General features: G+C 31.3%; 4 protein-coding genes. All 4 read right to left on the reverse strand.

Annotated features, from left to right (window positions below):
• Positions 1 to 188: 188 nt before the first annotated feature.
• The gene (locus ACF91D_RS29840; RefSeq protein ID WP_325962930.1) at positions 189 to 488 is read right to left on the reverse strand and encodes a hypothetical protein; all 300 of its coding nucleotides are present in this window, start codon (positions 486 to 488) and stop codon (positions 189 to 191) included.
• Between the two features lie 122 nt (positions 489 to 610).
• On the reverse strand, positions 611 to 1,114 hold the full coding sequence (locus tag ACF91D_RS29845; protein ID WP_107516027.1) for a DUF1643 domain-containing protein: 504 nt from the start codon (positions 1,112 to 1,114) through the stop codon (positions 611 to 613).
• A 16-nt stretch (positions 1,115 to 1,130) separates the two neighbouring features.
• A complete protein-coding gene (locus ACF91D_RS29850; protein ID WP_107516028.1) occupies positions 1,131 to 1,442 on the reverse strand; it encodes a DUF960 family protein in 312 nt (103 codons plus the stop codon).
• A 94-nt stretch (positions 1,443 to 1,536) separates the two neighbouring features.
• Positions 1,537 to 1,878, reverse strand: coding sequence for an SAUGI family uracil-DNA glycosylase inhibitor (locus ACF91D_RS29855; RefSeq protein WP_392438337.1), 342 nt, complete (start codon positions 1,876 to 1,878; stop codon positions 1,537 to 1,539).
• Positions 1,879 to 2,308: the final 430 nt, after the last annotated feature.

Genomic DNA, 2,308 nt, shown 5'->3' on the forward strand with positions numbered 1-2,308 from the left:
AATACCTTTCATTTGTTTTGCCAGCGGGGATATATGAACGCTAAATAGATAATACTAAATAACACAAATGATGAAATTAGTATTGTGAAAAATGAAAACCCTCCAGCTGAAAGCCCTATTTGTATTACAAGAAATACGCATAAAAATTGCAACAATAATAATTTAATAATTTTTGCTAATGTCATAATTTATTCTCCTAACATGCTTGAATATCGTTGGTCTAATCTATCTTGCAGAGCATTAAGTTCTTTATTAGACATACCATCTCCTCCACTAAATATACTCAGCGTCATAGATCCGTACATCATGGGTATCCATAATATTGTCATTAGAAGAAATGCAGCAATCAAAACAGGTATACGCTCTCCTAATTTAAGCCCTTTTATAAATTGCTGTAACAAGTTGTTCGATTTCCCTTTAATATCATTTTCTTTGATATAATTTTTAGATTGGTCAATTTTTTTTTGAGTTTTCTTTTTGAAATCCATATTATCCCCTACTTTATATTATTGATTTAAATAGTTTTTCACTTCTATATAATTATATTAATCAATCCTTCTACGCTTTTCTACTGTTATTTTTAAAAAGTAATTTTAATTTTTAATTAATTTTATTTATATCTCCATTTGTTTCTTGCTTTTGGATTAAGTGGATGCATAATTTCATTTGTTTCTGGATTAATAAGTTGCTTTACTTTCTTTTTATGTGGTTTTAACATCTCTAAAATTTCATTTACACGTGCTTCAACAACTGGCTTCTTAGCATAGGCCCCCCAAGCTAATATCACTTCGTCAGATTCTTTCACAGCTTTCATAATTTGAATATCTGTATGCTTATCATAGGCATTTTCCAGATGTTTTAGGTTGATTGGTGTCGTTATATTAGAGTATAGGTTCACAAAATGGATTGAACCAAATACATCCATTTCTGAAACTTTGTTCATAATCAGTTGTGTTGTTAAGTCTATGTTGAGTACGCCATCATAATGTGGATACATAGTAATGATTGTGATAACTTGTTTATCTTTATCCCATGTCTTTTTAAGTAGATAGCGATGCTGTTGGTCATCACTGAAAATAGCTTCAGTTTCTAATGTGTTCTTTATTGTCTGCATGTTTGTTTCCTCCTAGTTAGTATTCATCCGGTAATAACATGACATAATAAGAAAGGTCTACATCATCTTCTCGTATGACGTAGACCTTATTGATATCGATAGCTTTTGAATAATTAGCTTTATGAATTTTGACATACTCAGGACGTTCTTGTTTGTGCTTGATATATAATTGATTATTGTGCATGTTGAACTGGAAGATATGAAAATAATCTATTTCTTCTAGTTCCTTGGACTGTTCGTTTTCACGTTGTGCTACAAGTTTCCATAATTGTTGTTGTAATATGGTTGGTAAGTTAGAGGCGATACCTCGTGTAATATAGCGTTCCATTATTATTTCTCCTTTTCTGCATCTTTCATTATTGAGATGACTTCGGTAATGACAGTGACACTGATTTGTGCAATCCGTATCCATGTATTCATATTTATGAGTCTCCTTTTTGTAGTAAGTGTCTTTGATCTAATAAGGGGATAATTGTATTATGCAAGTACAAGAAATCCATTTCATGATTTTCATCGATATAGCCAATCGCAATGAGCTTTTTCTGATAATAGAGAATGAAAGGATAGATACTTCTTTGATGGAGCGATTCAGAATAGTAGGTATAGGTATGAAGTGTTTTATTGGTTAATGGGCCAAGTCTTACGTATTGTTCAGGAAGAATATCATCAGCGATTTCATCGATAGATTCACATTCCCATGCTTCCTCCTTTGGCAGTTTGAATAAGTTGGTTATATAGTGCTTGAGTTGTTGTTCTAGTGTCATCATTATGACCTCCTAATGTGTTTGATAGATGTATACATGTGATACATCATTTTGATAATATAAGTTTGAAATAATGTTTGTTTCGCTTAGAAATCCCACTGAAATACAGAAAATATCCCAATCGAAAATCATCACAATTGTTGATATGACAAGGAAATCCCGTTATCCCGCTCATTTCTCAGGAAATATAGCTATATATTTATATATGATTTGGATTTGTAGATGTCAGTACGACTTACTTTTTTTTTTATATTATTTATTTATAAATAATAATGGGATTTCGGGATTACGCTTGCGTAATCCTTCTGTCACTTGAAGTTATCAAATCCCATTGCTATCCCGTTCATATTTTATTTTGGGATGTTCTTTCGTCATACAATATAAGCTTCACATTGAATCATGACTTGTTATCATGTTGAAGATATTTGTT

The sequence above is a fragment of the Staphylococcus sp. 231237_7MaSpsaltlick genome (assembly GCF_043107035.1).